4 protein-coding genes and 1 pseudogene are annotated in these 5915 nt (G+C 61.0%); 2 read left to right on the top strand and 3 right to left on the bottom strand.

All coding sequences use genetic code 11. The annotated features are described in order from the left end of the window. Window positions 1-705: pseudogene (gene glnA, locus EN925_RS19770) on the top strand (glutamine synthetase); the annotation flags it as partial. 737 nt (window positions 706-1442) lie between these two features. Here glnA and EN925_RS19760 read toward each other — a convergent pair. Continuing rightward, the gene (locus tag EN925_RS19760; protein ID WP_013531450.1) at window positions 1443-2483 is read right to left on the bottom strand and encodes a glutamine synthetase beta-grasp domain-containing protein; all 1041 of its coding nucleotides are present in this window, start codon (window positions 2481-2483) and stop codon (window positions 1443-1445) included. A 316-nt stretch (window positions 2484-2799) separates the two neighbouring features. Here EN925_RS19760 and EN925_RS19755 point away from each other — a divergent pair, with 316 nt between their 5' ends. After that, the gene (locus EN925_RS19755) at window positions 2800-2997 is read left to right on the top strand and encodes a DUF2735 domain-containing protein (protein WP_063168063.1); all 198 of its coding nucleotides are present in this window, start codon (window positions 2800-2802) and stop codon (window positions 2995-2997) included. A 96-nt stretch (window positions 2998-3093) separates the two neighbouring features. Here the strand turns inward: EN925_RS19755 and EN925_RS19750 are convergent, their stop codons facing one another. Both EN925_RS19750 and EN925_RS19745 read right to left on the bottom strand, forming a co-directional pair. Next, the gene (locus tag EN925_RS19750; protein WP_013531448.1) at window positions 3094-4983 is read right to left on the bottom strand and encodes an MFS transporter; all 1890 of its coding nucleotides are present in this window, start codon (window positions 4981-4983) and stop codon (window positions 3094-3096) included. A 190-nt stretch (window positions 4984-5173) separates the two neighbouring features. Further along, on the bottom strand, window positions 5174-5915 hold a 742-nt coding region (locus EN925_RS19745), incomplete at its 5' end, for an ATP12 family protein (RefSeq protein WP_128336830.1).

Genomic DNA, 5915 nt, shown 5'->3' with positions numbered 1-5915 from the left:
ATGCTGATCTACAAGTATGTCGTCCACCAGGTCGCCAACGCCTACGGCAAGACGGCAACCTTCATGCCGAAGCCGATCTTCGGCGACAACGGCTCGGGCATGCACGTCCACATGTCGATCTGGAAGAACGGCAAGCCGACCTTCGCCGGCAATGAATACGCCGGTCTGTCGGAAAGCTGCCTGTTCTTCATCGGCGGCGTCATCAAGCATGCCAAGGCGATCAACGCCTTCACCAACCCGCTGACCAATTCCTACAAGCGCCTGGTGCCGGGTTACGAAGCGCCGGTTCTGCTCGCCTATTCGGCGCGCAACCGCTCGGCGTCCTGCCGTATCCCGTTCGGCTCGTCGCCGAAGGCCAAGCGCGTCGAGGTCCGCTTCCCCGATCCGGGCGCGAACCCCTACCTCGCCTTCTCAGCGCTGCTGATGGCCGGCCTCGACGGCATCAAGAACAAGATCCATCCCGGCCAGCCGATGGACAAGGATCTCTACGACCTGCCGCCGAAGGAGCTGAAGAAGATCCCGACCGTCTGCGGCTCGCTGCGTGAAGCCCTGCAGAGCCTCGACAAGGACCGCGGCTTCCTGAAAGCCGGCGGCGTCTTCGATGACGACCAGATCGACAGCTACATCGAGCTGAAGATGGCCGAAGTGATGCGCTTCGAAATGACCCCGCATCCGGTCGAGTACGACATGTACTACTCCGTCTGAGATTCAATCTCGGTCCAAGATTAGCTATAATGCTCAAGCCCTTGAAAGACGTCCCTCTTTCAAGGGCTTTTTGCTGCGCTCCAATAGGATTGCCAGCCGACCGGCATGCCTCGCCTGCACGGCAGCCGCGCATGGACAGCCGTATCCGCCTTTCGTCTTCGACGATCATAGGATGCCCGGATTCTTGGACCTACGGTCCATCGGAGCGGCCGGCTTTTGAGCGCGTCGCTTCAATCACAACTCGGCGGTGTTCAGTAAATGATCAAGGGAGGCGGTTCGGCCGCCAACGTCGGAGCCAGGAGCGAGCGGAGCACTGTCTCAGGCTACAGTGACCGCTCGTCCGGCGCCCACGCCAATGCCGCCGTTCAAGAAAACCCCGCCCGTCCGAACAGCATTGCGTGACGTAACCCCAAGGCCCGCGAATACGCATGCCGTAGCGTGATCTGTCAACGCCACCAGCCGGGTGGCGAATGACCGATTCCGTTGTATGAACAGATGCTTATGGAAGATCCATCGCCCCGGACAAGGGCTGGAAAAGGCGGTTTTCCGGGCTTTCTGGCGAGTGATCGCCGCAGACTCGCACGGCTGCGGCCGGAACTCACGGGCGATTAGCGACCGCCGGAACTGCCTGACTTTTTCTGGGTATGTTTTACCGGGAATGCAGTCCGCCGGGTAACGGCCAAAAAAGAACCCCGGCGCGAAACGCCGGGGTCCTCTTGTCATACAGTCCGAAACACTTACGCGGCGGCTGAAACCTGAGCGCTTGCCGGAACCGAGGCGATCGTCTTCAGGATTTGCGAGGCGATCTGGTAGGGGTCGCCCTGCGAGTTCGGACGGCGGTCTTCCAGATAACCCTTATAGTCGCTCTTGATGAAGGAATGCGGCACGCGGATCGAGGCGCCACGGTCGGCAATGCCATAGCTGAACCGGTTCCACGGCGCGGTCTCGTGCTTGCCGGTCAAACGCTTGTCGTTGTCCGGGCCGTAGACGGCGATGTGATCCATCAGGTTCTTGTCGAAGGCCGCCATCAGCGCTTCGAAATAGGCTTTGCCGCCGACTTCGCGCATATAGGCGGTCGAGAAGTTGGCGTGCATGCCAGAGCCGTTCCAGTCTGTGTCTCCGAGCGGCTTGCAGTGGTATTCGATGTCGATGCCGTATTTCTCGGTCAGGCGCTGCAGGAGGTAGCGGGCCATCCACATCTGGTCGGCGGCCTTCTTGGAGCCCTTGCCGAAAATCTGGAATTCCCATTGGCCTTTGGCCACTTCGGCGTTGATGCCTTCGTGGTTGATGCCGGCGGCGAGGCAGAGGTCGAGATGCTCCTCGACGATCTGACGCGCGACGGAGCCGACATTGGAATAGCCGACGCCGGTGTAGTACGGGCCCTGGGGTGCGGGATAGCCGCTCTCGGGGAAGCCGAGCGGGCGACCGTCCTTGTAGAAGAAATATTCCTGCTCGAAGCCGAACCAGGCGCCCTCGTCATCGAGGATGGTGGCGCGCTTGTTTGAGGCATGCGGCGTGACACCATCGGGCATCATGACTTCGCACATGACCAGCACGCCGTTGGTGCGGGCGGGATCCGGATAGACCGCAACCGGCTTCAGCACGCAATCGGAGCTGTGCCCTTCGGCCTGCTGGGTCGAGGAACCATCGAAGCCCCACAGCGGCAGCTGCTCGAGTTCAGGGAATTCGGCGAATTCCTTGATCTGCGTCTTGCCGCGAAGGTTGGGGACCGGGGTATATCCATCGAGCCAGATATACTCGAGCTTGTATTTCGTCATTCTAGCCTCTCGTTGCTTGATCACCGAACACTGAACGGCGTCGACATGCGTCTGCCGTCAGCAGCTGGCCTGCCGCACACTTAAAATGCAATTCGTGTGCCATTCTTGGTCCGGAGGGTGCGACAAAATTGACGCGGCATCCACCGGAAGTCGGTGAGCCGCCTAAGCAATGCGCCCGGATCCATCACGGTCCTTATTTGCACAAATAGTGTGCAAATGCTGATCTTTTCATAGGCATATTGCCTAACTTGATTGCAGACCTTATCTTCGGGCCAAGTTGAATCGAAAAGGTTCGGCGGAAGAAAGGAACCCGGCAATGGAAGTCATTTCCACACGACCGTCGGCCAAAATTTTGATGTTCCCGGCGGCAGCACGCCTCTCTGCCTCAAATTTGAGCGGAAAGGCTAAGTTTGCGGCAGAGCTTGCCTCGCTGCGTGGTGCCCGCGCGGATTTCGGCGACGGCTGGTACCATGAGGCAGCCATCGAGGAAGAGGCCCGGGGCCGCAAGAGCTGACACAAAGGGCAGCAGCCCTCGCCAACGAATTGGCCTGAAAAGAAAAAGCCCGGCGCGATCGTTCGCGCCGGGCTTTCTTTTGAACGCTGGGGCTGCCTACTCCTTGGCGTGCAGGTCGGTGCCGAGCGTATCCTTGACGAAGATCATGCCGATGACCAGCGTTATAGCCGCGATCACCACCGGGTACCAAAGGCCATAGTAGATGTCGCCTTTGTAGGCGCTGAGCGCGAACACGGTTGCCGGCAGCAGGCCGCCGAACCAGCCATTGCCGATGTGATAGGGCAGCGACATGCCGGTGTAGCGAATGCGGGTCGGGAACATTTCGACCAGGATCGCCGCGATCGGCCCGTAGACCATGGTCACGAACAGCACCAGGATGAACAGGATGCCGATCGTCATTGGCCAGTTCACTGCTGCAGGATCGGCGAACATGGCGAACGCGCCGCCGCCTGGAATGTTGTAGACGGTGACTTCGGGTGCGCCCGCTGCCTCATCGGTGGTCAGCAGCTTGTCCTTGACCGCCTGGTCGATCGGCACCGTCGCCTTTTCACCGGCACGGATGGCAGCGGCGTCCAGCTTCAGTTCCGGGTTGGCGGCAACAAACGCATCGAGCTTCTGGTCCGCAACCTTGGCTGCCGCGCGCTTCAGCGGATAGCCGCCGTCCTGCAGCGACATATTGACGGCCTTGATGAAGGCCGCCTCCTTGGCCTTGGCCTGATCACCGGCGGCGATGGCGTCATAGGACTCGACCGTCTCGTTGCCGATTTTGACAGATGCGGGTGTGCCGGCGGCAGCCGTCGACACCACGTCATAGGGAACCGAGTTCTTGGTCAGGAACGAAGTCGCGATATCGCAGGATGTCGTGAACTTCGCCGTGCCAACCGGATTGAACTGGAATTTGCAGTCGCCCGGCGCCGCGGTCACCGTCGCCCTGGTGTTCTGCTGCGCCGTGGCGAGTGCCGGATTGGCAGCCCATGTCAGTGCCTTGAACAGCGGGAAGGTGCAGACAATCGCCAGCGCAAGGCCCGCCATGATGATCGGCTTGCGGCCGATCTTGTCGGAGAGCCAGCCGAAGACGACGAAGAAGATCGAACCGACCGCCAGGGCGACCGCGATCATGATGTTGACCGACTGCGCGTCGACCTTGAGCACGTTGGTCAAGAAGAACAGCGCGTAGAACTGGCCATTGTACCAGACCACGGCCTGACCGGCTGTGAGGCCGAGCAGCGCCAGCAGTGCAATCTTGGCGTTCTTCCATTGGCCGAAGGCTTCCGTCAGCGGCGCCTTGGAGCCCTTTCCCTCATCCTTCATGCGCTGGAAGGTCGGGGATTCGGAAAGCGAAAGCCGAATCCAGATCGAGATGCCGAGCAGCAGAAAAGACACGATGAACGGAATACGCCAGCCCCAGGCAGCATAGTTTTCCTTGCTCAATGAAGCCTGTACGATCAGGATCACAACCAGCGACAGGAACAGGCCGAGCGTCGCGGTGGTCTGGATCCACGAGGTGTAGTAGCCGCGCCGGTTGTCCGGCGCATGTTCGGCGACGTAAGTGGCCGCGCCGCCATATTCGCCACCCAGAGCCAGGCCCTGCAGCATGCGCAGGATGATCAGGATCACGGGAGCGGCGATGCCCAAAGTGGCATAGCCGGGCAGCAAGCCGACCAGGAAGGTCGATAGGCCCATGATCGTCATGGTGACAAGAAAAGTATATTTACGGCCGACAAGGTCACCGATGCGGCCGAACAGCAGTGCGCCGAACGGGCGCACAAGGAAGCCTGCGGCGAAAGCCAACAGCGCGAAAATGTTGCGGGTCGCTTCCGGAATGGCTGGGCTGAAAAAGGTCGAACCGATGAACACCGCCAGCGAGCCATAAAGATAGAAATCATACCATTCGAAAACGGTGCCGAGCGAGGAAGCGAAGATGACTTTCTTCTCTTCCCGCGTCATGCCGCGGCTTGTTCCGCCGGCGGTCGATGCTATTGCCATTGCGTTATCCTCCCGTGAGACCCGTTCTCAATGCTGCGCGACACTGTCCGCGTTCTCCTCCGAGCACGGACTCAACGACAGCCATTCGGGAAAAATGACAGAAAGCGCCCGCCAAAGGCAGCGCGTCTTTGGGATTATGACTTTGGTATTAGGTGCGCTGCGGGATGAAACCGGGCGAGTTGGGAAACCCCTAGCCCTTGAGCGCTTGCAGCAGGCCGGCGGCAGCCATCATGTCGCGCTTGCGAGCCGCGCGGCGGGCAACGGCCTCCGCATCCTGCCCCCAATGCTCGATCTGCCAGTCCTCGTCGACATGAGCAGCGGCCCAGGCAGCCTCAGCGTCGATCTCGCCGAAATCGACAGCCAGCGCCAGCAGCGCCGAACCGGTCAGCGACGTCATCACATGGATGGCGGCGAGCCGCAGCGGCTCGGCGCGCTGGGCAAGATGGCTGCCCAGCACGGCGATGGTCTCGCGCGGCTGCTCGACATGGATGATGCCCTCGGCCAGATTGAAACGTGCTCCGAGTGTCCTCGCCCAGTCGATCACCGGATCCCAATGCTGATTCTGCCGCTCCACCAGCCCTTGCGGTGCGTCGGCGCGATAGCAGGTGAGATCGGATGAGGCAAAGCGCAGGATATCCTCCAGCACCGCCTGCGGGTCGCTGGCAACGCCATCGATGGCCGTGTTGACGAGGCGCATCACCGGCATCTTCACCGGATCGATGGTCTCGCTTTGGGCGGCGAACTCGTCGGCGACGAGCGCGGCTGCTGCCTCGGTCGGCAGCACCAGCAGCGCCTTGCCCGGCGTCCGCACCGGCTTGCCGTCGAGATGCACGGCAAAGCCATTGTCGACAGGTGCCACAGAGGCGGCGTTGTAGAAGCGCTTGGGCAGAGGCGTCTTCATCTGGATCTGGGCGCGGCGCACAGGATCCGGG

This window comes from Mesorhizobium sp. M7A.F.Ca.US.006.04.2.1 (genome assembly GCF_004022915.1).
GTDB classification, from domain to species: Bacteria; Pseudomonadota; Alphaproteobacteria; order Rhizobiales; family Rhizobiaceae; genus Mesorhizobium; species Mesorhizobium ciceri.
The sequence above is the reverse complement of the archived record's forward strand: the minus strand, read 5'-3'. Positions and strand labels throughout refer to the sequence as shown.